27 protein-coding genes and 1 pseudogene are annotated in these 23,639 nt (G+C 61.9%); 17 read left to right on the top strand and 11 right to left on the bottom strand.

Features of this window, described 5'->3' with window-relative positions; all coding sequences use genetic code 11:
• Positions 1-22: 22 nt before the first annotated feature.
• Positions 23-721, top strand: coding sequence for a helix-turn-helix domain-containing protein (locus AC2ISB_RS18310; RefSeq protein ID WP_486577431.1), 699 nt, complete (start codon positions 23-25; stop codon positions 719-721).
• Positions 722-922: 201 nt separating this feature from the next.
• Here the strand turns inward: AC2ISB_RS18310 and AC2ISB_RS18315 are convergent, their stop codons facing one another.
• The 9 genes and pseudogenes from AC2ISB_RS18315 to AC2ISB_RS18355 all read right to left on the bottom strand — a co-directional run bounded on the left by AC2ISB_RS18315 (position 923) and on the right by AC2ISB_RS18355 (position 9,856).
• A complete protein-coding gene (locus AC2ISB_RS18315; protein WP_486577394.1) occupies positions 923-2,122 on the bottom strand; it encodes an NnrS family protein in 1,200 nt (399 codons plus the stop codon).
• A 488-nt stretch (positions 2,123-2,610) separates the two neighbouring features.
• Positions 2,611-3,130: pseudogene (locus AC2ISB_RS18320) on the bottom strand (transposase); the annotation flags it as partial.
• A gap of 88 nt (positions 3,131-3,218) precedes the next feature.
• Positions 3,219-3,911 (bottom strand): ABC transporter ATP-binding protein, encoded by a 693-nt coding sequence (locus tag AC2ISB_RS18325; protein WP_068768049.1) that lies wholly within the window; start codon positions 3,909-3,911, stop codon positions 3,219-3,221.
• A 1-nt stretch (position 3,912) separates the two neighbouring features.
• On the bottom strand, positions 3,913-5,046 hold the full coding sequence (locus AC2ISB_RS18330; RefSeq protein WP_486577395.1) for an ABC transporter permease: 1,134 nt from the start codon (positions 5,044-5,046) through the stop codon (positions 3,913-3,915).
• Positions 5,043-6,104: an efflux RND transporter periplasmic adaptor subunit gene (locus AC2ISB_RS18335; RefSeq protein WP_232230937.1), complete on the bottom strand. Its 1,062-nt coding sequence runs from the start codon at positions 6,102-6,104 to the stop codon at positions 5,043-5,045. The genes AC2ISB_RS18330 and AC2ISB_RS18335 overlap by 4 nt, the downstream gene beginning before the upstream one ends.
• Before the next feature lie 76 nt (positions 6,105-6,180).
• Positions 6,181-6,774, bottom strand: a complete 594-nt coding sequence (locus AC2ISB_RS18340) for a TetR/AcrR family transcriptional regulator (protein ID WP_068768052.1) — start codon at positions 6,772-6,774, stop codon at positions 6,181-6,183.
• 145 nt (positions 6,775-6,919) lie between these two features.
• Complete coding sequence (locus AC2ISB_RS18345) at positions 6,920-7,213, bottom strand: transposase (protein ID WP_486577396.1); 294 nt, start codon at positions 7,211-7,213, stop codon at positions 6,920-6,922.
• A 910-nt stretch (positions 7,214-8,123) separates the two neighbouring features.
• Positions 8,124-8,966 carry a hypothetical protein gene (locus AC2ISB_RS18350; RefSeq protein ID WP_486577397.1) on the bottom strand — a complete coding sequence of 281 codons (843 nt, stop codon included), beginning with the start codon at positions 8,964-8,966 and terminating at the stop codon, positions 8,124-8,126.
• A 236-nt stretch (positions 8,967-9,202) separates the two neighbouring features.
• Complete coding sequence (locus AC2ISB_RS18355; RefSeq protein WP_486577398.1) at positions 9,203-9,856, bottom strand: hypothetical protein; 654 nt, start codon at positions 9,854-9,856, stop codon at positions 9,203-9,205.
• A gap of 473 nt (positions 9,857-10,329) precedes the next feature.
• On the opposite strand from AC2ISB_RS18355, the gene AC2ISB_RS18360 reads away from it, so the two are divergent.
• The gene (locus AC2ISB_RS18360; RefSeq protein WP_008336111.1) at positions 10,330-10,572 is read left to right on the top strand and encodes a type II toxin-antitoxin system ParD family antitoxin; all 243 of its coding nucleotides are present in this window, start codon (positions 10,330-10,332) and stop codon (positions 10,570-10,572) included.
• A gap of 5 nt (positions 10,573-10,577) precedes the next feature.
• Positions 10,578-10,898, top strand: a complete 321-nt coding sequence (locus tag AC2ISB_RS18365) for a type II toxin-antitoxin system RelE/ParE family toxin (protein WP_017468227.1) — start codon at positions 10,578-10,580, stop codon at positions 10,896-10,898.
• 14 nt (positions 10,899-10,912) lie between these two features.
• Here AC2ISB_RS18365 and AC2ISB_RS18370 read toward each other — a convergent pair whose 3' ends face one another.
• Positions 10,913-11,140: a hypothetical protein gene (locus AC2ISB_RS18370; protein ID WP_486577430.1), complete on the bottom strand. Its 228-nt coding sequence runs from the start codon at positions 11,138-11,140 to the stop codon at positions 10,913-10,915.
• 245 nt (positions 11,141-11,385) lie between these two features.
• Here AC2ISB_RS18370 and AC2ISB_RS18375 point away from each other — a divergent pair, with 245 nt between their 5' ends.
• Genes AC2ISB_RS18375 through AC2ISB_RS18440 form a run of 14 tightly spaced genes read left to right on the top strand, consistent with a single transcriptional unit; the run spans position 11,386 to position 22,680 of the window.
• Positions 11,386-11,712, top strand: coding sequence for a hypothetical protein (locus tag AC2ISB_RS18375; protein ID WP_010138156.1), 327 nt, complete (start codon positions 11,386-11,388; stop codon positions 11,710-11,712).
• Positions 11,669-12,352, top strand: coding sequence for a lytic transglycosylase domain-containing protein (locus AC2ISB_RS18380; protein WP_437172073.1), 684 nt, complete (start codon positions 11,669-11,671; stop codon positions 12,350-12,352). Before AC2ISB_RS18375 ends, AC2ISB_RS18380 begins: the two co-directional genes overlap by 44 nt.
• Entirely contained in the window at positions 12,349-12,663 is a 315-nt protein-coding gene (locus tag AC2ISB_RS18385) for a TrbC/VirB2 family protein (RefSeq protein WP_486577399.1), read from the top strand. The genes AC2ISB_RS18380 and AC2ISB_RS18385 overlap by 4 nt, the downstream gene beginning before the upstream one ends.
• 9 nt (positions 12,664-12,672) lie before the next feature.
• Complete coding sequence (locus AC2ISB_RS18390; protein WP_009574151.1) at positions 12,673-12,951, top strand: VirB3 family type IV secretion system protein; 279 nt, start codon at positions 12,673-12,675, stop codon at positions 12,949-12,951.
• On the top strand, positions 12,941-15,325 hold the full coding sequence (locus AC2ISB_RS18395) for a VirB4 family type IV secretion/conjugal transfer ATPase (protein WP_486577400.1): 2,385 nt from the start codon (positions 12,941-12,943) through the stop codon (positions 15,323-15,325). Before AC2ISB_RS18390 ends, AC2ISB_RS18395 begins: the two co-directional genes overlap by 11 nt.
• Positions 15,322-15,537: a hypothetical protein gene (locus AC2ISB_RS18400; RefSeq protein ID WP_486577401.1), complete on the top strand. Its 216-nt coding sequence runs from the start codon at positions 15,322-15,324 to the stop codon at positions 15,535-15,537. The genes AC2ISB_RS18395 and AC2ISB_RS18400 overlap by 4 nt, the downstream gene beginning before the upstream one ends.
• A 4-nt stretch (positions 15,538-15,541) precedes the next feature.
• A complete protein-coding gene (locus AC2ISB_RS18405; protein ID WP_486577402.1) occupies positions 15,542-16,708 on the top strand; it encodes a lytic transglycosylase domain-containing protein in 1,167 nt (388 codons plus the stop codon).
• Positions 16,705-17,502 (top strand): type IV secretion system protein, encoded by a 798-nt coding sequence (locus AC2ISB_RS18410; RefSeq protein WP_486577403.1) that lies wholly within the window; start codon positions 16,705-16,707, stop codon positions 17,500-17,502. Before AC2ISB_RS18405 ends, AC2ISB_RS18410 begins: the two co-directional genes overlap by 4 nt.
• 14 nt (positions 17,503-17,516) lie before the next feature.
• The gene (locus tag AC2ISB_RS18415; RefSeq protein WP_486577404.1) at positions 17,517-18,164 is read left to right on the top strand and encodes a VirB8 family type IV secretion system protein; all 648 of its coding nucleotides are present in this window, start codon (positions 17,517-17,519) and stop codon (positions 18,162-18,164) included.
• Complete coding sequence (locus tag AC2ISB_RS18420; RefSeq protein ID WP_486577405.1) at positions 18,161-18,862, top strand: TrbG/VirB9 family P-type conjugative transfer protein; 702 nt, start codon at positions 18,161-18,163, stop codon at positions 18,860-18,862. The genes AC2ISB_RS18415 and AC2ISB_RS18420 overlap by 4 nt, the downstream gene beginning before the upstream one ends.
• On the top strand, positions 18,859-20,184 hold the full coding sequence (locus AC2ISB_RS18425; protein ID WP_394445521.1) for a TraB/TrbI/VirB10 family type IV secretion system protein: 1,326 nt from the start codon (positions 18,859-18,861) through the stop codon (positions 20,182-20,184). The genes AC2ISB_RS18420 and AC2ISB_RS18425 overlap by 4 nt, the downstream gene beginning before the upstream one ends.
• Position 20,185: 1 nt before the next feature.
• Positions 20,186-21,220, top strand: a complete 1,035-nt coding sequence (locus tag AC2ISB_RS18430) for an ATPase, T2SS/T4P/T4SS family (protein WP_486577407.1) — start codon at positions 20,186-20,188, stop codon at positions 21,218-21,220.
• 15 nt (positions 21,221-21,235) lie between these two features.
• Positions 21,236-21,655, top strand: coding sequence for a hypothetical protein (locus AC2ISB_RS18435; RefSeq protein WP_486577408.1), 420 nt, complete (start codon positions 21,236-21,238; stop codon positions 21,653-21,655).
• The gene (locus tag AC2ISB_RS18440; protein WP_486577409.1) at positions 21,655-22,680 is read left to right on the top strand and encodes a TrbL/VirB6 family protein; all 1,026 of its coding nucleotides are present in this window, start codon (positions 21,655-21,657) and stop codon (positions 22,678-22,680) included. The genes AC2ISB_RS18435 and AC2ISB_RS18440 overlap by 1 nt, the downstream gene beginning before the upstream one ends.
• 223 nt (positions 22,681-22,903) lie before the next feature.
• Here the strand turns inward: AC2ISB_RS18440 and AC2ISB_RS18445 are convergent, their stop codons facing one another.
• Positions 22,904-23,569: an ArsR/SmtB family transcription factor gene (locus tag AC2ISB_RS18445; protein WP_486577410.1), complete on the bottom strand. Its 666-nt coding sequence runs from the start codon at positions 23,567-23,569 to the stop codon at positions 22,904-22,906.
• Between the last annotated feature and the right edge of the window lie 70 nt (positions 23,570-23,639).

The raw sequence follows: 23,639 nt of genomic DNA on the forward strand, positions 1-23,639 counted from the left end.
GAGGGAGGCCGTGCGATTGGGCATACCAGAATCAGATTCTCCCGATGTCCGGAGGCTGGACCTCTTTTCGGGCATGGATGACGCGCACTTCAGCGCGCTGATGCGCGGCGCCTACGTTCAGAACTTTCCTCCGCAGATCGAACTGATAACCGAGGGAGAACCAAGCGATTTTCTGCATGTCGTCCTGTCTGGGTCCGTCGATCTCTTCTCGGTCTGGAACGGCAGGGAAACCAGCATGGCGACCGCTCGGCCGGTGTCGACGTTCATCCTCGCGGCGTCGATCAAGAGCGCGCCCTACCTGATGTCGGCCCGAACCTTGGAAAAAAGCCGGATTGTTCTTATCCCCAGTCAGGACGTGCGCAACATATTTGACGTCGACAACTTCTTCGCGCGCGCCATCGTGGCGGAGCTGGCGCAGTGCTACCGTTCCGCCGTGAAGACCAAGAAGGAGCTGAAATTACGGACCTCTCAGGAGCGACTTGCGAACTATCTTCTTCGGCTGCAGGCGCGTGTGGGGGCTGGTCCCCAGTTCGACCTGGAGTTCGAGAAACGCCGTTTGGCGTCCTACCTCGGAATGACCCCCGAGAACCTGAGCCGCGCCTTCAGGGGGTTGCAGGCCTATGGCGTCGCTGTCCAGGGCAATCGAGTCAACATCAGCGATCAACAGGATCTCGAGCGATTTGCAAAGCCCAACCCATTGATCGACGATCCGGATTCATAGAAAGATCCAAATGACAGCGGCCCGCCCAGCCGCCACGATCCGCCAGATCACGACGGCAATCGACAACGCCGAACAGGACAATCCAGAACCGGTCAGCCCGAGACGCGCCCCGGGATCGGCCGAAGTGGCGGACCTATCGGCAAGGGCAGGCTGACGCAGGGCGCCACAACAGCGCGCGCAAGCTCCGATCATTCCACAGCGTCATGTCGTCATCCTGGGACGAACGAGCAGCGGCCCGTAGAGGATCGCGAAACCGCTGAAGGCCGCGATCCAACAGAGGCCCGAAATCGCGTAGAGCGCCCCGGCAGCTCCGGGCGCAAGACCGGCTATCAGTCGCGCCAGGACGGCACCGATCAGGCCGAGATAAATCGTCCGCGTTCCGGTTCCCGCGGTCAGGGTCTGGCCTGTATGCCCCAATGTCGCGCGGGTCATCACCGCCAGCGTCATCAGCCCGATTGCGCCGGCCATCCAGACATGCTGGGCCGCGGCTTGCGTCAGAAGGCCCGGCCAGAAGGTGGAAAAACCAATAGCCAAGGCTCCGAGTGGGAGGAAGGCATAGCCGGCGTGCAAGACCCAGACCAGCGGCTCGGACAAGGTGAGCCTCCCGGCCCACCGGACCAAGCGTATCGCATGTGCGACGCCGGCCGCAATCAGGATCGTACCTGAGATAAGGCTTTCGGGGGAAACCACCCAGAACAGCAGGGCGACCAGAAGAATGAGCAGGGCAGCCCGGTCAAACCGCTGCATCGGCGGGGTTGGGAGCCGGGTCTCGCGTCGCTTGACCAGCCAGTTTCGGGTAAACGAGGGAATGATACGCCCCCCGATGACGGCGATCATCATGATCCCGGCTCCGAGCCCAGCCCTGAGCCCGAGATCGCCAGCGGCGAAGGCGCCTGTTGCGGCTTGCCAATGGAACGTCGCATTCGCGAGCGTAAAGGCGATGAGCATTCCCAGGACGATCAGGTTGCGCCAGTTCTTGCCCGTGACTATCTCGCGCATCAGGACGCCGACCAATGCAACGGGCATGGCAAGATCTGCCAGAGCCACGATCCAAACCGGAAGGTAGATCGCGACAGCAATCGCAATGCGACCAATCACCCAAAGGAGAAACAGAATGCCGAGCGGCCAGCCGACGACAGGAAGACGCCCTGTCCAATTGGGGACTGCCGTAAGCAGAAATCCTGCGATCACAGCCCCAAGATACCCGAACAGGAATTCGTGCGCATACCAAGTCACGGGATCGAAGCGTATCGGTAGCTCCGCCGCACCTGAGAGCATCAGGAGCCACAGCGTCATCGCACTCGCAGCCCATAGCCCGGCCCCGAGAAAGAAGGGGCGAAACCCAAAGGTCAGGAGGGCTGGACCGTTCCAGGTCCGCATCTGTTCCGAGCTTGTCGTCATGTCAGGTCTCGTTCCGTCTGTGCTTCGGCCTCGGTCAAGATCAGGTCGAGGCGGATATCATGGGATGGTGGATGGATCGCGGTAATTCGCGCCGCCTGAAGCTCACCCCCGACATCGAAAGGTCTCGGCCTGGGAGCCGCAAGCGTCCGGTCGAAGGAGCCCTCCGCCATAGCCGAGGCGATCGCCGTCCGCCCTCCAGCCGGCGAGGAGGGGCAAGCACGAGGTCGGGCGTGACGGCGAGGGCGTCCGGGGGGATATTCCAGCAGCCGCGTATCATGCGGGTTTTGGGCGCCCAGCGGCGAACGGTGAGCGGGGCCGCCCTGGTTTGGGAAGATGCGGCGGAGGGCATGGGATTCTCACGAGTTTGAACTTGAGTCTCATGCTATCTTCGATCAATCGGCATTTTCAATACCAATTTGGTGAATGCGAGACGGGCCGTTGTTGTGCCAATCAACGTTCGGGCTGGCGGTTCCCTTTCCCGTCTCCCTTCAGACAATAGCCTCAATCTTGGCGCGGCCAAGGGCCGGGAAGCGGTTCATCACTGAGCGACAGGCGCTACCGGATTCGCTCGCCAAAGAGCTTCAGGCGATTCATCGGAGCTTCGCCCCGATTTCGGACGCGATAGTCAGTCCATCGATTCCAGGGCGCTCTTCCAAGGCGTCGCGTCGCGTGCAAGATCTCGTTCTAGGCTGAGGCTGTGGGGCAACCCTCTTTCCAGCTGCGCCCGTTCCGGCGGATCGGCATGAGAGTCTCGGTCCATGATCGCACCATGGCATCGTCGCGTGTCATGGGCGCCGTCCGCGATGAGGGTGGCGATCGCCGCATCTCGGGAATTTACTCTAGCACCGCGAGCAGGAAAGGGCTGCCTCCGTGACGGCTCGAGGTGGAGTCGACTGCGCGTATGTTGCCGGTTTTCGTGTCCAAGGCGATGTGGACCTTCCTCCGTTGCCTACGTCGCGACGGCCCGTGTTTGCGAGCCAGCCATTCGCTATCCGCGCAGAACATGACGCTGGGAATCGGGGGGCGCATCCTGGCGTGTTGCCTGGACCACGCGTTTCACCGCGCCCCAAGCCTCCCGGGTTGGCTGCCGCGTGCCTTACTCCGTGCTCAGGCGCCCATCGCGCAGATGGATCAGCCGATCGAAGCGGTCGAAGATTTTCTCGTCATGGGTCACGGTGAGAATGCAGGCCTCCTGCTCGACGGCGAGCTTGCGCAGCAAATCCATCACGAGTTGCGCCCTTACGGAATCGAGGGCCGCCGTCGGCTCGTCGGCAAGAATGATCCGCGGCCGGTTCGCCAATGCGCGCGCAATCGCAACGCGCTGCGCTTCGCCGCCCGACAGATGGGCAGGCTTGACCCGCGCCCGATGCCCCACCTCGAGATACTCCAGCAAGTCGCGCGCGCGGGCTTTCGACGCAGCCGGCGTCGATCCCGCCAGATCGAGCACCAGCGCGACATTCTCCTCGGCGGTGAGGAACGGAAGCAGGTTGTGCGCCTGAAAGATGAAGCCGATCTTGTCCAGACGCAGGCGCCGCAGGTTGCCGCGCAGCCACCGGCCGTCGAACACTGTCTCGCCATCGAGCACAAGCCGGCCGGCCGAGGGATCGACGATGCAGCCGATGATATTGAGCAGCGTGGTCTTGCCCGAGCCCGAGGGGCCGAGCATCGCCACCACCTCGCCCGCACGGATCTGCAAATCGACCGCGCGCAGGGCATCGACGCGGGCTTCGCCCTCGCCGTAATGCTTGGCCACACCCGACACCTCGACGAGAAGATCACCGATCGCCATCTCAGCCTCCGAGCGCGGTCGCCGGATCGACCTTGAGCGCGGCGCGGATTCCCAATCCGGATGCCAGGATGCAAACGAAGATGATGATCCCGAAAAGCACCAAAGCGTTGGTTGGCTCCAGAACCACCCGACGCGGAAAATTGTCTTTCACCAGCAGGATCAGCGACAGCCCGATCGCCCACCCCGAGGCGCCCAGGATCAAGGCTTGCTGCACGATCAGACCGAGGATCGTGCGATCCGGCGCGCCGATCAGCTTGAGCGTCGCGATCTGTTTCAGCTTCTCCATCGTCATCGTATAGATGATCAGCGCGATCACCACGGCCGAGACGCTGAGCAATATCCCCAGAAACAGCCCGATCTGGCGGCGCGCGCGATCCACGACCGACGCGAGCAACAGCTCTTCTTGCTGCGCCTGGGTCAGAGCGCCCAAATGTTTCCATTGCCGGATCGTTGCCGCAACCCGCGTGACATCGGCATCCGGCTCGATCCGCGCGATGACCGCGGCCACTGTGCTGGTATCAGGCGCAGCCGCCCCGCGCGCGGCCCGGACCCTCTCGGCGGCGGGATCGAGCTCGCTTTGCAGGGCCATCGCATCGGACAAGGTCATGAAGACCGCGGGATCGCCGCCGGAATTCATCGCATTTTCCGTCAGCCCCACGACGCTGAACCGGTTGCGTCCCAGACGGATCGTATCTCCGACCGTAAGCCCCGACTTGCGATCGGCGACCAATTCGTAATGACTGCGCCCTAGGCCCCGCCCGTCGACGAGAGTTGGAGGGCCTCCGGGATGGCCGCGCTCGTAACCGATGACATATAGCCGGAGCGTCTGCGCCCCGTGCCGGGCCTCGATCGTCTGATAGGTGATCGCGCCTGCCTCGGCGATCCCCGGAAGGCGCGCAACCGCATCACGAGTCGAGGCGGGCAACGCAGAGGCCTCGGCAAAGGGCCCCTGAGTGTTCGCCTCGACGATCCAGAGATCTGCGCGCGGGGCCTTCACCGCCGCAAGCGCATCCGACACCAGACCGTTATAGATCCCGATCATCGCCAGCACGACGGTCATCAACAGCCCCAGCCCAAAGCAGGTCAGGACAAAACGAAACAGGCTGTGCCGGATGTCCTTGAGCGCGAGCGTCATGCGCCGGCCTCGATGCGGACCTTGCGGCCCTCGACCGCGCCCTTCGGAACCGGAGAGATGACCTTCGCGCCGTCCGGCAGACCGCCTGTCACCTCCGCGCGCCCCAAATCGTCACGCGCCCCGAACTGCACCTTTGCCCGTGCGAGCGCACCATCTTGCGTGATCCAGATCGTTCCCGAGGCGCCATCGAAACCCGCGATATCGACCTCTGGCACCATCAGGGCCCGATCTCGATGACCGATGGCGACCAAGACCTCAGCCTGTTCGCCAAGATACATTTCGGCGGGGCAGTCGGAACAGGTGAGCCACACCTTGCGCTCCTCGTTGACGCGGTCACTCTCCAATCCGATACGCGCTATTTCCCCGTGAAACGCCTGCTGCGGGCGCGAGCGAAGACGGATGCTTCCCCGTTGCCCCAGCGCAAGCTGCCCCGCGCGCTCTTCGTCGATATAGGCTTGGATCCAGATCGTTTGCGGATCAATCAGGCTGAAGATCGTGTCCCCCGCCTTGACCACGGTGCCGGCCTCGGCCTTGCGCGCAATGATCAGGGCGTCATAGGGTGCGGTGAGGGCGTGCTGATCGAGAAGCGTGTGGGCCGAGCGCAAGTTGGCGTCTGCCTCGGCCAGTTGCGCGCGCAGCACCATCAGCTCGGCCTCCGCCACCGCGAGATCGGCGCGCGCGACATCGAGATCACGCTGTGCCTCCTCAGCGTTTTGCTTCGAGGCCCGGTCGGCGCGCGCCAGTTCCTGCTGGCGCGCATTGGCCGCTTCTCGCTGCGACAGAACCGCCTGAGCCCGGGGCAGAGCAGCCTCCGCCTTGGCGAGCGCCGCGCGCGCGGCGGCCACCCCGGCCCCGGCCTGGAGAACGCGAGCCTGTTGCTCCTCGGAATGCAGCACGGCCAGTTCCTGCCCGGCCGCAACACGATCCCCCGCATCGGCGGACAAGCTCTGCACCGCGCCACCGAGCTCGAAACCAACGGCGCTCAGCACACGCGCCTCGACATTTCCAAGACCATAAATCCGAAGCGTGAGGTCCGTCTGCGGCGCGAGCACCTGCACCGGCAGCGGTCTTTGGCGCATCCCCCAGAGCCCCCCCGCCAGCGCTATTGCAGCGACACCGAGGACAAACCAACTCCTACGCATCTCTCCGCGATCCTTCCTGCCGTTGCAGCAGGCGCAACTGCACATCGAGCAGCGCCAGCCCCGTTTCTTCCATGGATGTCTTGCGCTCCCCGAGGGCCCATCTGATCGCGGCACCCTGGACAAGCGAGCTCAGCAGATGGGCGATATCACGCGGCACGAGTTCGGCCGGGATCCGTCCTTGCGCCTGAGCCGCAGCGAGGTCCGCCGCAAGCATTTCGTGAAATGCGCCGAGGCGTTCCTGGAAGGCGCCGCGCAGCACCTCGTTCTCGATCGTCAATTCGCGCGAGAACAGAAGCATCGGGATCGCCGGCGTGCGCGCAATCACCGCAAGCTGCGCCGCCACCAACGCCCGCACCCGCTCCAGCGGATCCGACACATCTTCGAGGGCCGCCCCCCAAGCCGTCGCGAGCGTGTCGGTGACCTGTTCGGCGACGGCTGCCCATAGCTCTGCCTTGGATGGGAAGTGCCGAAACAGCGCCGCCTGGGTCACCCCGATCCGTTCTGCAACCGCAGCTGTGGTCACCCGATCCGGGCCGATCCGGTCAGCCATCTCGAGAACGGTCGCGACGATCTCGGCCTTGCGCATGTCTGCTGATTTTCGCATCATCCGGCATCAATTAGTTAGTGATCGAACACTTACTAGCAGTCATCTCGCAGAACGTCAATCGAGTCTTCGACCTGGCTCTGAGCCTGTGGCCGCCAAGTGTCGCGCCCTACGTTCCAGCAACTCGCTAAGCCGCCTTGATCAGCCGAGATGCGCGGCAGATCAGCGGACGGGATCCTCGCCATGGCGCCCGGGTATCGCAATCGGCACAGGTGGCAGTTGCCGGCCTTCGAGATCCGTCCCAGCCTTTCCTTGCGCCGCTCGAATGGGACCGGGGCGTCACGTCGTGCAAGGCTGCGTAATCGCGACCGCTTCTGAAGGAGCTCACGTCTGGTATCGTCACGGCGAAGGCTCTGGACGAGATCGCGCCGACCCCGGGCACCGTTGCCAGACGGCGTGCAAGCGCGTCACCGGCGTGCACCTCGTCGATCCGTGCGGCCAGGTCCTCGATCTAATCCTGCGTGCCCCGGAACTGTGCCGCCAGCCTGTCCACAACACTGGTCGCGCGGCGTCTGGCAGGTTTTAAGCAGAAGCAAGCAGGCGCTCGATGTTGAGGATCGTTGTTCTATGGACGGCTCCTTTCGGGGCGCTGTATCCAGACCCATCCGGGCACAATGCGATGCTGTGGGTCGGGCCATCCACACCATCAGTGGCGGGCTATCCCACATTATTATTGCGCGGATGGCGTGCGTGGTCGTGGCGCAGCCGTGACGCACTTGTCCCATAATGAATGCTTCATTCCATTCCAGCGAATGGAGCCCACCGTCAACCGTGGGAACAAACCTCGTGCCCTTTGGGGGCTGACCAACCTCTGGAGTTAAATGCGAGGTGTGTGTGGTTCGAAAATCGGGTTTTCCAAACGACGACAACGAGTTACATTGCGCTGCGAGCTTGGGGATCTGGCGTTCGACCAATCGCAGGTATCGTTGGTTGTACGCCCCCGCAACCAAACTGTACCAGAAAAGACCCGCGAGCTCGCTCCATCCCTCCCTCAATAATCGACCTGCTCGAACCCATACTTGCCCTCATGATCGCGCCATTCGAGAAACACGGAGCGATTACCGATGCTTGGACATCAATAACCGCCGGGGCTCGTAACGTCCGCCCACTCCCTAGGTCTCTTGGGAATCCCGATTAGCAAGGTCCGGTGCCCGCGCTTAGTTACCATGCGACCAGTCGCATGTCGCACGCGCAACGAACAGCGGCTTCGTCCGCATTGCGTTAGTTCATGTGGCGCGCGGCGAAGGTTTGCTTCGTCAATGCTCGCGGGCACTGTAGGCTGGGAAGATGATGTCGAGACGGCTGAAATTTCCACGCATGTGACGCAAAGTTCACCGCGCAATCTCCCCTGCCAACACCGCTCTTCCGTGCACCGCCAAGGTTGCTGAAAACCTCTGACACCCAAACTTGTGGATCACATCGAGTACACGCGCTTCGTAGGCAGCGTGTCCGATCAAACGACACAGGTCGGACGCATGGAACTGGCGGTTCGCAGTCGGGGCGGCTTGCATCTGTCTCAGCAATTCGCGCTCTTTGGGGTCTGGTACCCGTTTCTGCGATGGTTTCACCTCGGGACGAGGCGGAGTCCCCGGCGAATTCCGCCATCGGCGCATGAAGCCAAGCAGGAAGCCGGCCGGCACCCTGCCGTTGCCTCGGGACCGATTGAAGGTGAGGAAGCGGTCCCAGATGACCTGGGTGTCGACGTTCCAGCAGGGCAGCGTGGCCTTCGCTGCTTTGATGAGCTCCGCCCAACTGGTCTGAAAAACATTCGAACTCGCTGTGATGTCGATCAGTCCTGAGAAGATAGTTTTGTTATTACTATCTCTAGATAGTGATGTGTCACCTTCACCTGACACGAGATCGTGGGTTTCACTCTCCTCGTCGAAGGCGGAAAACCGAAAGATCCAGGGCGCGAACTTGCCATTCGGCTTCGCCCGCTCGAGCTGCAACTCCGACGTCTCAAGTTCGCTCAAAAGAACCGAAAGATATTGTCGTGAGACACCCATCTTCTCCGCCAGGGCAGAGAGGGTGAAGGCTGCCGTTCCGCGCGACAAACCGTTGTAGCCATCCTTCCAGGCGATGGCGTCGAGGATGAGGGTGGCAAGCTTGTGCGCTGCAACAGAGAGATTTGTCTGCGTAATCCGTCGCAGGATCAGGCCGGTCGTAGGTTCCATGGTCGAGGTCTCCTTGGAGATCCGACGCCATGTCGTGAGAAAACAACATTCTTGCCAGCAAAACAACTTTGCTGGTTGCAGGTGTCTTAGCCGTGCGCTAGGAAACTCTTGTTCACGGAGTTTTCTTGCACGGCGTCAGGCTTCACGGTCTGGCGTCGTCTCCTTTTTGGGGGTTTTGCACAGCCTTTCGTGCGGGGTTGTGAGGACGCGCGCGGCAAGACCGCGTGCAGATTTTGTCAGTAGCGAACTTCTTCAGAACCATAGTTCCCGGCGTGATCACGCCAGTCGACGAAGACGGAGCGGTAGAAGTAGCTGCCGCATCCATTCGGGATGCTCAGGCCGGATGCGGCCGGCACTTGGCCCACGTTGGATCTTGTCCATCGGTAATCGCCTTGCACTCCGTAGGACCCCAACCGCGTGGAGTCGTTGCGATTGCAGTCACCATCTCGGTTTTCGTGCTGCCGGTACTGGATGTGATACACGCGAATGCTCCGAACAAAGTCAAAGGCGTCGCCTGAGATGTCGATGTCGGCTTGTTCATCCGCTTGGACGCGAACAAGGGGTATCGGAGTCGATTCCTGCGGTTCGGGCGGATCGCGGAACGTGATCTCATAAAGGCGTTCCATGGGCGACATCGGACTGGGATCGTTTAACGACACACCCATCGGACACCGCCAGATTTGTAAGGGTGGCTCGATCGGCCATGGTGTGATCCGCCGAATGAAGACCGCTCTAGCATGTGCGCAGGGCGCAGAGGCAGGCCAGCCGCCCGCAAGGCAGAGGAGGATCGCACAGTCCACCTGATAGGCCTGAGCCGGTGCTGACGAGGCCATTAGTCCGGATATGCTCATTGCCGTGGCCGTGGCCACGCCGTGGATCACGTGCTTCATGATGCCGAATCCATCTATAATGGTGCAGCGATACGAAACAACATTAATGATGGCAAGGAGATTTGATTGATGATGACCTGCAATTGTTCGCTTGTATCGCGAGACAGCTTCCAAGATCTGATGACGGTTTGGGCTCTTGAGGCGTCCTGGAAGCGGCCAAATTTGCGGCTTCATTTCACGTTAGATGCCAAACAAACATTTGCGAAAAAGGGAAAATGCGGTGTTTCCATGCGGCCACGAAAGCGGTCACGGAAGAACAGACCGCATGAGCCCGTCAAACGGCGTGTCGCAGCGTCCATGGTCCCGGGAAGGGCAGGGTCGGAAAACTGTAGGGCTTGGTTCCCCGGCTGGAATCCGGGAACGGAAGGGCGGGTGGAGCAACGATCCTGTGTTGTGGCCTATGTTGGGATCGAACATGCGCTTGAAGGTTTATGGCAGTATCTGCTATGATCGAGCATGGATAGGAGAGTCTGATGCCAAACGTCCACCTGACCGAACCGATGCAGAAATATGTGCAGGCGCAGATCGAGTCCGGCGCCTACGCCAATCTGAGCGAAGTCGTGCGCGCCGGCGTAAGGATGCTGATGGAGAAGGATGGCGCGCGGCAGTTCTATGCCCTCAAGGCCGATCTCGAGATGGCAGCCACCCTGGCCGAGAATGGGGATTTCGCCGAGTTCGATGCCCAAGCCTTCGAACCGGATGCGTTTGATCGCTGACCCGCATGACTATTCGGCTTTCCGGACAGGCCAAGTCCGACCTCGAAGAGATACGCACCTACACCGTCGAAACATGGGGCAGGGACCAATGGCTCGTCTATTACCGCCAGTTGGTCACCGCCTTCGAGCGGATCACTGGGGATCCCGACGCGGGCCGGGACAGGAGTCTCTTTGTCCCGGGGATGCGGTCCGTCAATTGCCAGCGACACGTGATCTTCTACAAGCGGCTCGATGCGGCGGATGGCGCGGCAGTCATCCTGCGCATCGTGCATCAGCGCCGCAACATGCCCGCACTCGTCTACTACGAGGATCTCGACGGCGGTTAAGCCCATGCGGTTGCTCAGTCCAATAGCTCGACCAGTCTTCCATAGTCTTCACTGACCTCGCGCGCCTCCTGAAACGCGCGGGCGCGCTCGGCATCAAGACAGCGGAAGTACTCCTGGATGTCGGCGATGTAGCCCTCGAAATCAGAACGCAGCAGATCGGCGTAGGCACGCATGTCGTCATGCGACTGAGGCAAGAACGGTCGCTCGGGAGATACGCAATCCGCAGCCGCGACTACCGGCATGCTTCCAAGCAGGAGCGCGAACAGCAGCGGTGCGTTGCGCGCAACAAACAAGCGCAGGGCAAAACTCCTTTGCCGCCTTTAAGATTATCATTCTGTCGGCTATCACCGTTATCGAAGCAAGGCGAACTTCGTCAACACGTTATTATTGTCTTGCTATCATTAATGTTGTTTTGTATCGCTCACGGTGTTGCGACCCCGTGGGCCTGATACTGCACCCAGGCAGAACAAGGACCCAAGGGAAGGCCATGATAGAAGAAGCCCCGAATGTGGTTACAGAAGACGGACTGCGCGGCTTGCTCGCCGAGGGCTACCTCATTGAGGTGGTCTGCAAGGAGAGAGCAGAGAAGCGCCATAACAGCTGGTACGGCTCGTGGGTCATCCGCGCCGTCGCCACTGATGGGCGTGACGATAAGATGCTCGTCACCAGCCGAAGCGTCCTCAAGCTCCGCGACTTCAAAACCATCGTTGGCCTTGTCAGTTTCCTGGCCGACATGGGCTGTACGACCGCTAGCATCCCACTTGAAGAAGGTGGCCGCGAGCGCCACGCCGCGCCTCCGGTCAAAGGCAGCTGACCGCGCGACTGCGCTCGTCGTTGCTTTGGGTACAGGCGTTTGTTCCGCGCCCCCGGCCCTGGCCGACGGTTTCATCTTTTCGGTTGGCCCAGACGGCCAATTGATTTCCTCTTCTCAAGAGGCAAACGGGCGCCTTTTTCTCTTCGCAAAACCTCGCGTTCCTGACGCAACGAGCGAGACAGCGATCCCGGCTCGATCCGCCGCCCGCGCCACCCCAGAAATCCTCCATGCGATCGAGACCACGGCTCTGCGGTATGCCGGGCATGGTGCGCTGCGTCGCGCAGGGCTTTCAGTCACTGATTGGGCGCTCCTTTACCGGGCCAATATCGAAGTCGAGAGCGCATACAATCCGGCTGCACGCAGCCCTGTCGGTGCCATAGGCCTTGGCCAGCTTATGCCAGATACCGCCCGCGACCTCGGCGTGGACCCACATGACATTGCGCAAAACCTCGACGGATCAGCCCGCTACCTGCTGATGATGCTCGACCAGTTCGGCGAGGGCTCTCTGGCCCTTGCGGCGTACAACGCTGGCCCTGAGGCGGTCACACGCCACGGCGGCATCCCCCCTTTTCGAGAAACCCAAGGGCACGTGGCCCGTGTGACTGCCGTGTTTGAGCGGCTCAGAGGAGATCTTTCATGACATCGAGGAAACGTCAAAGCTTGCTCCGCACGCGGGCGATCACCGCGTTCGGCGCGATGGCCCTTATCGTGCTGGCAGGACCAGCACTGGCCCAGAGCATCGACCTCTCGCCGGTGCAGACCCTTTTGCAAGGCATCGTCGATGCGATCACCGGCCCCTTGGGGATCGTGATCGGAACGCTCGCGCTGATCGGGGTGTTCCTTTCCTGGCTCTTTGGCATCCTCGACTTCCGTCAGGCCCTCTGGGTCGTGGTTGCAATCGCGGGCATCGCCGCAGCACCCACCATCGTCGCCGCCATCTGGACGACCTGAGCTCCATCCATGGCTGACCAGTCCCGCGTGTTCATCGGCCTTCTCAGGCCACCCAAGCTGATGGGCTTGCCGATCATGTACGCCATGGTCTGGCTCTTCGGCTCTACGCTTCTATTCCTCTGGGTGCAGAGCTGGGTGGTGGCCGTCTTCGCGGGGCTGGCCTGGCCGGCGCTCTGGAAAGCCGCGGACTGGGATCCGAACTTCCTCGATGTCCTGGTGATCACCTTGCAGGAAACCCCGCCCACGACGAACCGCAAGCTGCACGGAGGCGACAGCTATGCCCCGTGATGGACTTGCCAATGACATGGCGGAGGCGCTCGATCCGCTGACCGCGCTACCCGCATGGGTCAAGGGCGAGAAGCGGCTCTCAATGATGCTGCCTTATGTGAGCCTCGTGAACGACCGAACGATCCGGACACGCGGCAACGAGCTGATGCAATGCATCCGGCTCGAAGGGGTGAACAGCACGACGAGCGAGGACGCGCATCTCGACCGGATCGGAGGGTTGCTGGCTGGCATCGTCGCGCAGGTGGGGACGGAGTTCTCATTCTACCTGCACAAGGTGTCGAAAGCGGTCGATGTGACCCTGCCGCCCGTTCCGGGCGAAGGGTTTGCGGCTGCCGTCGACAAACGATGGCACGCGCATCTCGGTCGCGCGGGCTTGCGCGACAAGACGCTGACCCTAACCGTGCTGAAGCGCCCCGAGGCAGGGAGCCGCTTGCCCTTCGGTCTGGGGGCGTCTCGCGCCCGACATGCGGCGGACACGACGCGGCGTCTGCGCAAGCTTGATGAGGTCATAGGGTTTCTGCTGTCGTCCTTCGATGAGCTGAAACCCCGCTTGCTCGCGGCCAGCACAGGCGAGCTTCTGGGCTTCCTCGGCTCGCTCAATACAGGCGAAGAGCATCCGCTCTTCCCGAGGTCGCGCCTCGGCGTGATCGCCGAGGATGTGGCCAATACCCGCGTCACCTTCCGCGGCACGACCATCGCGCTCTCCGACGGTGCGGTCGGCGACAAGCTCGGCGCGATCTTCGGGGTGAAGAACTACCCCGCCAAGACCGATAGCCTGATGCTCGACGAGTTGAATCTGCCCGTCGACATGGTGGTCACGCACTCCTTTGTGCCGATCAACGCCAACATCATGGCGGGCCGGATCAAACGGCAGCTGCGCCTGATGCAAGCCGCCAATGACGGGGCCATCAGCCTCGCTCAGGAACTGGAACTCGCCCAAGACGATCTGGAATCCAAACGCCTGATCTTCGGCGAGCATCACATGACCGTGGCGGTTTATGCGCGGACCCAAGCCGCCCTCGACGATATCGCGGCCGAGATCCGCAACATCTCCGCCACCTCCGGCATCAACCTGATCTCAGAGGCCTTCGGGGCGCGGGCGCATTTCATGGCGCAGCATCCCGGCAATACCGGGGCGCGAAGCCGCAAGGCAGCGATCACGAACCACAACTTCGCCGATCTCGCCACCTTTCACCGCACCCCGCTCGGCAAGACTGGCAAGGAAGTGCCGTGGGGCGTGCCCATCACACTCTTCCCGACGCCCGAGCGCAGCGGCTTTCGCTTCAACTTCCACGAACAGGGCGCGCCGGATCGCGAGCCCACAGGTGGGCACACGCTGATCCTGGGCCGCCCCGGCTCCGGTAAATCCGTACTGGCGGCTTTCCTGATGACCATGGCCCGCCGCGCCGGTGCGCGGGTCTTCGTCTTCGACTATCGCGCTGGCATGGAAATGGCCGTCCGCGCGCTTGGCGGCAGCTATTCGACCGTGCGGGCGGGGCGCCCCACGGGCCTCAATCCTCTGCAGACAGAGATCGACACCCGCGGCCAGGCATGGCTTGCTGATTGGCTCGCGAGCCTCTTGGAGCGGCGCGAACGACCGCTGACCCCGGTTCAGACCAACCGACTGCAGGAGGTCGTACGCCAGAACGCGAGCGCAGGACATGCGGGCCTACGGAACTGGTCGGATTTCGCCTCGCTGCTGGTCTCGACCGACGACGAAGGCGATCTCTTCGAGCGTATGCAGGAATGGACGGCCGAGGGTCGCTACGGCTGGATCTTCGGGGCCAATGCCGAGGACAGTTTCAGCATCGATGGAGACGTCGCGGGCTTTGACCTCACCGGCATCCTCGATTCCGAGAGCGAGCGGGAACGCATGGCGGTCCTGTCCTACCTCTTCCGCCGAGTCGAGCGGGTGATCGAGGACCGCAAGCCCACCATCATCGTCATCGACGAGGCATGGAAAGCCCTCGACAACGCCTACTTTGCGGAGCGACTCAGCAACTGGCTGGTGACCGCCCGCAAGCAGAACGCCGTCGTCGTGATGATGACGCAATATGCCAGCCAGCTCGAGCGCACGCGCACCGGCAAGACCATCGTGGAAGCGGTGCCGACCCAGGTGCTCTTGCCCAACATTCGTGCGTCCGCCGCTGACTACGCGATGCTCGGCCTGACCGAGAAAGAGCTCGACGTACTTCTGGGCGTCGGCTCGGCCTCGCGGCTCGCACTTGTACGCGACGACCGTGGGTCCGTCGTGATCGATGCCGATCTCAGCGCGCTCGGCCCGCTCGTGACCATCCTTGGAGGAATGGAGAAGGGCGAAGCACTTGTCGGCGCCGATTATCGCGAACGTCCTGAATTCTGGAGAGTGACATGATTCGTACCATCATTCGCAGCGTCGTGCTGCTCGGGCTCGGCCTGACCCTGACAGCCTGTGCACAGCATAACCCCCCGCAAGCCAACTGCTTCAATTTTCGCGAGACTCCTGCGCAGGCAGGAACCGCCACCGCCACGATCTCGACCATGGGGGCGGAAGTCACGCGTCGCGACACGGCCTGCGATTTCGTCCTCTTGGGGGCGGGCAGCTGAGCCAATGCGGAACTGGCTTCCTCTCTCGATGATCGGCTTTGCACTGGCAGCTCCCGCGGCGGGGCCGGCGGTCGCCCAGGGCGTGCCAACCTTCGATCTGCGCCTGTTCGCAGAGCGGCAGGCGATCCTCGAGCAGACCGATCGGGACCTGACACTGCAGCAGGACCGGCTAAGCCGCGAGGAGGAACTGGCCGAGATCAAGCGTCAGCAACTCGCCTCCCTCGAAGGGCTGATGGATGCCATGTCGCTTGGCGCTGGAGACGTGGCCGGAACCGTGGCGGGGCTCGAGGCGGGGCAGGGGGCGGTAGACGACGTCGAAAGCGCGGCTGCCAGTCTTTACGCGCCCGAGGACACCAATCCAGCGGCAGCGCGGATGTTCGGCGATGCCCGGGAAGGGATCGAGGAGCTGATCATCCGCGCAGCACGCGACACCCATAGTCTGTCCGGGGTCAGCCGCGCGGGTCTTTCGCTCGTGCAATGGCGCTGCCTTTTGCAGGCGCTGATCTGGCAGGAAAGTCGTTTCCAGATTGGGGCTCGCTCACCCGTGGGGGCCTTCGGACTTACCCAGATCATGCCCGGTACCGCGGGCGATCTCGGGATCTACCCGGCCTATTACGACGATCCCTATCTGCAGGTCACCGGCGGTGCGCGATACCTCGCACAAATGCTGAACATGTTCGACGGCAACATCATCCATGCGCTCGCCGCCTATAACGCCGGGCCGGGCAATGTGCAGGATTATGGCGGTGTGCCACCCTTCGCGGAAACCCAGCATTATGTCGTGGTGATCCCGCAGCAGTACAACAGCTACCTCGCGGCCGTAGGCGGCATCGACGCGCTCGGCACCATCGACCCTGTGCTCCTCGCCAACGCGAGTTTCAGCCTCTCGGCCCACGGCGCAGGGGTCTATGGCGACTATTCGCTGGTCTCGGTCCGTGCCGCCGCCCTGCGGGTTCAGGACATCATCACCCGCATTGGTGAGACCGAGGATCTCCACGAAGCCATCGCGCTCAACACCTATGCCCGGGCCGAACTGGCCCGGCTGGTCGCAATCCGGACCCGGATCAAGGCCGCCCGAACCGAGCCACTCAGCGCCGAACAGATCGCCTTGGCGGCAGCGCAAGCTGCCGAGCGGCAATACATGGATTTTAGTCAGGAGGATTTGCGTTGAACCTGCGCCTGCCCCGTTCCCTTTTCGCCGGTAGCATCGCTCTCGCGCTTGCCCTCAATGTCACCGGACCTGTCGCGGCACAGGGTGTGCCCACGGTGGACACTCAGAACATTGCTCAGGAAATCCGCCAGCTTCAGCAGATGCTGCAGGATTTCGGGATCCAGACCGATCTTCTGGACAATGCGTTGGAGCAACTGGACATGCTGCAAAGCCAACTCGATCAGCTGAACGAGATGTATGCCTCGCTCACCGGGCCGCGCAGCATCCTCGGACTTGCCATGGGCGGGGACCTCGACACCTTGCTTGAGGCCGACTTCGAAGACATCCCCGGCCTGATCCGAGGCATGCAGGCGGGCGATTGGAGCGCTCTCGTCGGGCCCAATGCCGGACCCATGCGCACGCAGATGGAACAGGCGCTGGTAAGCGCCGGGTTCGACGAGGATTCACTCCGCGAAATCGCCACCAGCGGCAATCCGGGCGCGGAAGGCGTGGCCACGCGGGCAACCACAGGTGCTGTGATGTCGGCGGCGGCGCAGAACAGCCACGCAGAGGCGGAACAGTCTCTCGAACGGGTGGAACGTCTGGTCGAGATGATCCCGGACATGGAGGATCTCAAAGCCTCGATGGATCATAACACACGCGTCACGGCGGAACTCGCCATCGCCATGACCCGGATGTGGGAGCTGGAAGCGATCCAAACCCTAGGCGCTGGCAATGCAGGCGTGGTTGACGCCGCCACCGTCGCTGAAGAACGCCGCTACATGGACTTCACCTTGCCGGATCTTGAGCCGTGAGTGGGGCAGGGGTGATGACTGCGCGCGAGCTCGTGGAAGAGGAACTTGTTTACGGTGCCCTGCGCCGTGAACAGCTTTGGCGAGTGATCGGCCTTTCCGGGGCGGGCTTTGGCGTATTCGGCTGTTTGACGGCTGCGGCTATCGCGCTGATGGTCGAAACGCCGCTTCCCGTGGTTGTGCCCTACGATCCCGCGACCGGGATGGCGCTCCCCAATGCCACGGTTGAAACCGTGTCGCTCGCCGAACGGCCTGCCGTGATCGAAGCGCAAATCTACCGCTACATTCTCGACCGCGAAACCTACAACCAGCTCGACAACGACCTTCGTGTCCGCCGTGTCCTCGCACAGTCCTCCGGATCGGCCGAGGCCAACATGCGCGCGATGTGGACATCGGGGCAGGACAGCTATCCGCCGACGCGTTACGGGGCTGCGGCCGAGATGGCCGTTGAGATCGCATCTATCACCCTTATTGGCGATAACCGCGCCCAGGTGCGGCTCAGAAAGCGCCTGACAAGCCCGCAAGGGGTACAGGATGGATCGTTCACTGCCACGTTGATGTTCGAATTCCGGCCCGAGCGGACCCGCGCGATCGACGATGTCTGGCAAAACCCTTTCGGTTTCACCGTCACCCAATATGCCATCCGATCGGACCGTTCCGAATGACTCGCACTCTAATCTCTACGCTGCTGGCCGCCAGTATTCTCGCGTTCGCGGGATCGACTGCCTTGGCCGAGACCACGCCCCGCCCGGGTTCTCATGACAACCGCGTTCGCGTCGCGACCTGGACTGAAGGCCAGGTTTACCGTGTCGTCACGACTCTGACCCGCGTCACAACAGTCGAATTCGGTGAGGGTGAAACCATCCGCTCGATCATCTCCGGCGATACGGTCGGGTTTCAATTCGACGGTGTCCCGGGTGGCCGTGCCTTCGCCATCAAGCCGACAGCATCTGGCGTCGCCACCAACATCACCGTCTACACCAACCGTCGCTCCTACTACTTCCATGTCGTCGAAGCCCGGGAGACGCCGCATTATGTCGTGCAGTTCCGCTACCCTGAAAACCGCGTGCAACCCACCAGGGCGGTTGCGGCCGATGCGCCGAACGCGAACTATGCGGTCAGTGCCCGAGAAGAGTTCACGCCGACGGCCATCTGGGATGATGGTACCTTTACGTATTTCCGGTTCGCACGGAATGCGCCGGTGCCCGCCATCTTCCGTTATTCGGACGGCAGGGAACGCGCGGTGAACAGCCAAGCCTTGAGTGACGGCGTCCTCCGCGTGTCCGGCGTCAACCTACAATGGGTCCTTCGCCTTGGCGAAGAGGTGGTTTGCGTCCAGGACGCAGGACAGGCCACATCATGACCGAAGGTACGGAAGACCTCGCCGCGCGCCTCGCGGCTCTCGAAGGTTCGACAGGCAAAGCGAAGGCAAACAAGCGGCCTGCACCGCTTGCCGCGATCCTTGGAGTCGTCGGCATCGCCGCAGCAGGTGGTCTGGCGTGGGCTGCCCTACAGCCTTCGGCAGAAGCACCAATGGCGACCGCCGCGCCGGAGGAGTTCCAGAGCAGCGGCCCCGGATTCGGAGATCTGGCGCCGATTTCTGCCCCGGAGCCCAGCCAAGCCCCGCCTGCGGACACAGGTCCGAGCGAGTCGGAACTCGCGCTGATGGAAAGTCTTGCGACATTGAGAGCGGAACTCGAGGACCTGCGCGCAAGACCGGCCGAGGCTGCGGATAGCGGGGCGGAGCAGGCTATCGCGGACCTGACGGCGCAAATTGCCACCTTACAGGAAGCATCCGCCGAGGCTCAGCGTGCCCTCGAGCGGCAGCTGACCGAGCGGGACCGCGAATTGGATCAGCTCCGCATGGACTTGGAACTTGCACGGCTTGCACCACCAGAGCCGACCTCATTGGGACCAAGTGAAGAAGAATTGCGGCTGGCCGAACTCGAAAGGCGGCGCGCTGCTGAAGCTGAGGCCCGCGCAGAGCGTATCGCGTCTCCTATGATCGCGTTCTCCGGGATGGGCGCGGGTGCGGATAGGGAGAACACGCTGGAAGCCGCACGCTTGAATGCAGATGAAGCCTTTGTTCGTTCGGGCGCGCAACCAGCACAGGTGACACGTGCCGAAGTGATCGCGAACCCATCGAACACGGTTGTTCAGGGCACCATGATTCAGGCTGTGACAGAGACGGCTCTCGACAGCACACTGCCCGGCGCGATCCGCGCCATCGTCTCGGAAGACGTCCATTCTTTCGATGGAACCCGTATCCTGATCCCGCGCGGCGCGCGGCTGATCGGGCGCTACCGCTCCGATGTCGCACTCGCCCAATCGCGCGTCATGGTGGCATGGGACCGGATCATCTTGCCCGACAATCAGACCGTGCAGATCAGCGCCTTCGGTGGAGACGAGCTTGGCCGTACTGGCACCACCGGGTTTGTCGACACCCGTTTCGCGCAACGCTTCGGCTCCGCCGCGCTGATCTCCTTGATCGGCGCCCTGCCTGCGGCTGCAGCGGGTCAAATCGACAGCGAGGCGGCGGCCGATGTTGCGAGCGATGTCGGCACGGATCTGCGCGATAGCACGCAAAGCGTGATGCAGGACTATCTGGCGATCCGGCCAGTGATACACGTCGATCAGGGTACACGGATCACGGTCATGGTCGATCGTGACCTCGAGATTTTCTGACATGGCCGCAAGTTATCTGGAAGCGTCGCTCGACCGTTTCGGCCCCGAGGTCCTGCACGACGACACGATCGAGATCTGCATCAATCCCGACGGACAAGTCTGGGGCGAATTCCAGGGCGATCACTTCATGCGAGGTCTCGGCAGCCCGCTGAGCCAGACCGAGATCAAGGACCTCGGCAACCAGATCGCCTCGGCCGCCTCGACGACGCTCAGCACGAAGAAGCCCATTGTCTCGGTCTCGATCCTATATCGAGATCGCCCGATCCGCGCGCAGGTGATCCAGCCGCCGGCAGTCGAAGGCGGGTTTTCAATATCGTTGCGGTTCTTCTCCTCCCTGCCGCTGGAGGCAATCCGGCTCGGCTTCCTCTTTGGAAAGGAGCGCAGCCTCGAAGGTCTGCGGCGCGAACGAAACGCCGCGCTGCGCAATGTGGTTGCCTCCGGCGACATCGACGCCGCGCTGCGCTTCTGCGTCGAGAACAAGCTCAACATGATCGTTTCGGGCGGTACATCGACCGGCAAGACGGTCGCGGCGCGCAAGATCCTTTCGCTGATTCCGTCCGAAGAGCGGATCATCACCATCGAGGAGGCGGCCGAGCTGCGCCCCGAGCAGCCCAATGCCGTGACGTTGATCGCGGACCGGGACACGGATGCCCGCAGTGCCGATGTGCTCTTGGCCTCAACTCTTCGCATGCGACCCGACCGGATTGTCCTGGGCGAAGTCCGCGGTCGCGAGGCGATGACGTTTCTCGAGGCAATCAACACCGGCCACGGTGGATCGCTGACTACGCTGCATGCCGAGACCCCACAACTTGCTGTTCGCCGCCTCGCCATCGCCGCCCTGAAAACCGATGTGCCGATGACCTATGCCGACATGATCGATTACATTGAGGGCTCGATCGACGTGATCATTCAGGCAGGCCGCCATGAAGGCGCGCGCGGGATCACCGAGTTCTTTCTCCCGGGTCAAACCACAGATTTGAACCTCGACACGGTCGACGGCAGAGGCAACAAGAGCCCCTCCGTTGCCGCTGAGTAAAAAAGGACCCCCCAGATGCGAAAACCAATTCTCGCACTCATGCTTGCCGCCTTGGCGGGCCCCCTTGTGGCGCAGACTTCGCCTCCGATCTCAAACGATCTCACAGTCGATATGTCGCCGCAACAATACCGGATCTGCAACGATCGTCCGGCGCGCCCGACCTGGATGGACGAAATCAATCCGCGTGAAGCTTACAAGGCAGCAGCTTTGATGGAGTTGTACGAAATTCGGGCTTGGGAGGAGATCGCTGAATCTGGCGACTGCGGCTGTGAAACTCGCTTTCCCGCTTGGGATAGCTCCGATGGCGAATATCATGAAAGGTATGCAGGCCTTAGCCAAGCCGAGCATTCAGCGTTTCGCCGCGACTGGATTGAAGTAAGGAAGCAACTCGAGCCGACCGTGCGTACAATCTGCGAAGCTCAAGGCAACTGGTAATGGGCGTCGTCAGCTGGATGGTCGGCACGGCAGACGCGTTCCTTGTCGATGCGGCTGAGTCCCAGTTCGGGGCCGTGGCAAGCAATACCGGTACGATCGTCCTGCTGATGGTCACGCTTTCGCTAATCGGCGTCTGCATCAACATGGCATTCCAGTTCCGCAGCATGGATGGGGCCAGCTTCTTCTGGTACCTGATCAAGCTGACCCTTATCGGTCTGTTCGCCTTCAATTGGGCAAACTTCAATGCAGTAGCAAACGCAGTCATTGGAGGCTTGGACTACGTCGCTGGCGCACTGGTGTCTTCGGTTGGCGGCGGAGGAGCCGGAGCCACACACTTTGCCGGCGAATTCGACATCCTGATCGAAAAATTCAGCCAGTACCTGAATGCCATCGGCAGCAACCTGAACTGGATGACGGGCGCGATCCTAGGCGGCATTGGGCTTATTCTTTTGAGCCTCCTTGGCTTCATGACCGGCATCGTCCTCATATTCGCCAAGATGATGCTGACCCTCATGCTCGGCCTTGCTCCGATCATGATCGCATTGTCGCTCTTCGACGCGACCAAAGATTTCTTCCACAGATGGGTCTCGACGACAGTCAGCTATGCCTTCTACCCCATCGTCATCGCAGCCATGTTTTCGACCGTCGTCGGCATGGCGAATTCGCTTCTCGCCCAGATCGGCGATCCGAATTCGGCAACCAACATCGGATCGCTCGTGCCGTTCTTCGTCATGGTTTTCCTGGCCAAGGGGTTTGTGGCAGCAACACCCCTGATCGTTCGCGGCATCTCGGGAAACCTAATGGTTGCGGCGGCACCGGCGATCATCAGCGGGTCCGCCGGGGTGCTACGAGGGCTGGCTAACACATCTGGTGTCCAGGGCAGGGCGCGGATCGGCGCATTGACCACCGGAGAAATGATTGGGCGAGGCGTAGCGCAGAGCCCCGCGTCTGTTCGGAATGCGATGACGAGCGCCAGCGCACAAGTAGTCAGGATGTCCGAGAGGGCGAAGAGATTGGCCCAGTGATTGATGGTAGCGATTAAGAAGTAGGTTTAGAGAGTTGCAAGGTGTCGTGTGCAGCAAATGTTAATATTTTGATCGAAGGGTTTCGGGCGATTTCGTGCCTTTGCCGAGTTGACTTGGCGCCGTCTGGAGTTCCCTAGCGGTTCAAATTTATTTGAGTATGAGTATCCCCGCGCAGCAAAGAATTAGGGGATCAACGCGCGCTCACTCTCAGACGTGCATTGGGCTATCCAGCCGCGATTTCCCGTCCCTCCTCGCGCCATTCGGGCAAGCCTCCGTCGAGCCGACGTGCATTCAGCCCTTTTCGACGCAGGGCAGCTACGGCCTGATGGGCATAGACGCAGTAGGGACCTCGGCAATAGGCGACGATCTCGGCATCTGGCTCGAGTATGGGCAGGATCTTCTCCAGTTCAGCGACTGTGACGTTCAGTGCGTTGGGGATATGCCCCGTGGCGTATTCATCGGAGGGTCGGACGTCGAGCAAGGTGATAGAACCATCTGTCAGACGTTCGGCCAGTTCGGAACGGCTCATTGGTTCGGGCGGGTCATCACCTCCCGAGAGGCCACGAAGGATGCGCTCGACCTGCGCCAGGTTCCGTTCGGCGACGATGCGCAGAAGGTCCATTAACTCCAGAATCTTCGCATCGGAATGCCGATAGATCACCGCCTTACCGTCGCGCCGGCTGGTGACGAGTCCCGACCGGCGCAGATGCTGCAGATGCTGTGAGCAGTTGGCGAGGGTGAGGCCGGTTTTTTCCGCGAGCGCCTCCACGCCACGCTCTCCCTGCGCAAGTTGCTCGAGGATCATGAGCCGTGCCGGTGCGGAGAGGGCGCGCGCGACGAGGGCGTATTCCTCCAGCAAGGCGAGTTTCGGACTGATTGACACGGGCATACTCCAAACGATAGATCAATCAAGTGATAACTTGAATGATAGCGATTCCATTGCCTACCACAAGCCCTGC

It is taken from the genome of Thioclava sp. NS-SX20 (assembly GCF_057380695.1).

What these genes read in the sequence shown, in the direction of transcription:
- AC2ISB_RS18315 (WP_486577394.1), bottom strand. Translation starts at nt 2,122, where the DNA reads ATGACGACAAGCTCGGAACAGATGCGGACCTGGAACGGTCCAGCCCTC.
- AC2ISB_RS18325 (WP_068768049.1), bottom strand. Translation starts at nt 3,911, where the DNA reads ATGGCGATCGGTGATCTTCTCGTCGAGGTGTCGGGTGTGGCCAAGCAT.
- AC2ISB_RS18330 (WP_486577395.1), bottom strand. Translation starts at nt 5,046, where the DNA reads ATGACGCTCGCGCTCAAGGACATCCGGCACAGCCTGTTTCGTTTTGTC.
- AC2ISB_RS18340 (WP_068768052.1), bottom strand. Translation starts at nt 6,774, where the DNA reads ATGCGCAAGGCCGAGATCGTCGCGACCGTTCTCGAGATGGCTGACCGG.
- AC2ISB_RS18350 (WP_486577397.1), bottom strand. Translation starts at nt 8,966, where the DNA reads ATGGAACCTACGACCGGCCTGATCCTGCGACGGATTACGCAGACAAAT.
- AC2ISB_RS18355 (WP_486577398.1), bottom strand. Translation starts at nt 9,856, where the DNA reads ATGAAGCACGTGATCCACGGCGTGGCCACGGCCACGGCAATGAGCATA.
- AC2ISB_RS18360 (WP_008336111.1), top strand. Translation starts at nt 10,330, where the DNA reads ATGCCAAACGTCCACCTGACCGAACCGATGCAGAAATATGTGCAGGCG.
- AC2ISB_RS18365 (WP_017468227.1), top strand. Translation starts at nt 10,578, where the DNA reads ATGACTATTCGGCTTTCCGGACAGGCCAAGTCCGACCTCGAAGAGATA.
- AC2ISB_RS18370 (WP_486577430.1), bottom strand. Translation starts at nt 11,140, where the DNA reads ATGCCGGTAGTCGCGGCTGCGGATTGCGTATCTCCCGAGCGACCGTTC.
- AC2ISB_RS18375 (WP_010138156.1), top strand. Translation starts at nt 11,386, where the DNA reads ATGATAGAAGAAGCCCCGAATGTGGTTACAGAAGACGGACTGCGCGGC.
- AC2ISB_RS18385 (WP_486577399.1), top strand. Translation starts at nt 12,349, where the DNA reads ATGACATCGAGGAAACGTCAAAGCTTGCTCCGCACGCGGGCGATCACC.
- AC2ISB_RS18390 (WP_009574151.1), top strand. Translation starts at nt 12,673, where the DNA reads ATGGCTGACCAGTCCCGCGTGTTCATCGGCCTTCTCAGGCCACCCAAG.
- AC2ISB_RS18395 (WP_486577400.1), top strand. Translation starts at nt 12,941, where the DNA reads ATGCCCCGTGATGGACTTGCCAATGACATGGCGGAGGCGCTCGATCCG.
- AC2ISB_RS18400 (WP_486577401.1), top strand. Translation starts at nt 15,322, where the DNA reads ATGATTCGTACCATCATTCGCAGCGTCGTGCTGCTCGGGCTCGGCCTG.
- AC2ISB_RS18405 (WP_486577402.1), top strand. Translation starts at nt 15,542, where the DNA reads ATGCGGAACTGGCTTCCTCTCTCGATGATCGGCTTTGCACTGGCAGCT.
- AC2ISB_RS18415 (WP_486577404.1), top strand. Translation starts at nt 17,517, where the DNA reads ATGACTGCGCGCGAGCTCGTGGAAGAGGAACTTGTTTACGGTGCCCTG.
- AC2ISB_RS18420 (WP_486577405.1), top strand. Translation starts at nt 18,161, where the DNA reads ATGACTCGCACTCTAATCTCTACGCTGCTGGCCGCCAGTATTCTCGCG.
- AC2ISB_RS18425 (WP_394445521.1), top strand. Translation starts at nt 18,859, where the DNA reads ATGACCGAAGGTACGGAAGACCTCGCCGCGCGCCTCGCGGCTCTCGAA.
- AC2ISB_RS18430 (WP_486577407.1), top strand. Translation starts at nt 20,186, where the DNA reads ATGGCCGCAAGTTATCTGGAAGCGTCGCTCGACCGTTTCGGCCCCGAG.
- AC2ISB_RS18435 (WP_486577408.1), top strand. Translation starts at nt 21,236, where the DNA reads ATGCGAAAACCAATTCTCGCACTCATGCTTGCCGCCTTGGCGGGCCCC.
- AC2ISB_RS18440 (WP_486577409.1), top strand. Translation starts at nt 21,655, where the DNA reads ATGGGCGTCGTCAGCTGGATGGTCGGCACGGCAGACGCGTTCCTTGTC.
- AC2ISB_RS18445 (WP_486577410.1), bottom strand. Translation starts at nt 23,569, where the DNA reads ATGCCCGTGTCAATCAGTCCGAAACTCGCCTTGCTGGAGGAATACGCC.